This window comes from Herbaspirillum sp. VT-16-41, assembly GCF_001994935.1.
GTDB classification, from domain to species: domain Bacteria; phylum Pseudomonadota; class Gammaproteobacteria; order Burkholderiales; family Burkholderiaceae_D; genus Herbaspirillum; species Herbaspirillum frisingense.
In genome coordinates, this window is record NZ_MUXB01000184.1 from 1 (window position 1) to 1,128 (window position 1,128).

Below are 1,128 nucleotides of genomic sequence, written 5' to 3' on the forward strand. Positions count from 1 at the left end.
CTCGACGCACAGCACCGCATCCTTGCGGCGCTTCTCCGGTAGCCGGTCGCGGAGCTTGCCCATAGCCGCGTCGGTGGACGTGGCGGCCATGTGCTCGTTGTCCGGCGTCCGGCTGGCGTCGGCGTTGGGCGTGTCGCGCTCCCTGAAAGCGTGTTTCCCGTCTTCTGCTTGAAAAAAAAAAACACCATTCCCTCGCATCCGTCCCATCCGGTATATCGCCTCATCTAACTGTCGCTATAGGCGGAAGCGTTCATGCCATCCGGGTTTCCTCTGTCCCGTCCAAAGCCGACATCAAGCAAGCTTTTACTATCCCCCACTTCTGATCGCTAATCAACCCATTCAAGTTAGATATTTATCTGAATCAAATGGGGAAAAAACGGAAAACAGTGTTCTTTACGAGAATTATGAATTACTTGACAGGTATAGTGCACCAACCACATTAACAGCTGTGGAACTACCGATTGAAGAAATGGAAGAGCAACCTGAAGATGTTGAAGAATAATTAAAAACAAAGGGGATGAAAAATATGGCAAAACGAAAAGGTAAAAAGTACAGCGCTCTCTGTTTTACAAAAAATACGTGCTGTAAATTTACGTATAAAGGAAAGACAGTGTATTACGACTGGTGTGGACCTGGTTGCGGGCTTTCCGGGAGTTCATGTACAAATAGCAATACTGAAAACGCCTTAGACAAATGTTGCTGCAAGCATGACCAGTGCTATAAAGGGGTTGTAGGACACTCCACAAGGAGTTACAAAGAAATTCTTTAGATGAATCAACCTGGAAAGGTTAGCCAAAGAGGGTAACAGCCCTGTAATCGAAAAAGAATTTTCTCCGGAGTGGATCCTGAGTACGGCGGAACACGTGGAATTCCGTCGGAATCCGGGAGGACCATCTCCCAAGGCTAAATACTCCCTAGTGACCGATAGTGAACCAGTACCGTGAGGGAAAGGTGAAAAGCACCCCGGGAGGGGAGTGAAAGAGTACCTGAAACCGTGTGCCTACAAGTAGTCGAAGCGCGTTCATGCGTAACGGCGTACCTTTTGTAGAATGGACCGGCGCGTTACGATTGTATGCCAGGTGGAATAACATTTAAAATTTTTTCTTCTTCCAATTTCAGTAGTCTCTG

1 rRNA gene is annotated in these 1,128 nt (G+C 47.6%); it reads left to right on the top strand.

The features are described from left to right. Positions 1-612: 612 nt before the first annotated feature. A 23S ribosomal RNA gene (locus BTM36_RS28845) occupies positions 613-1,128 on the top strand; the annotation flags it as partial.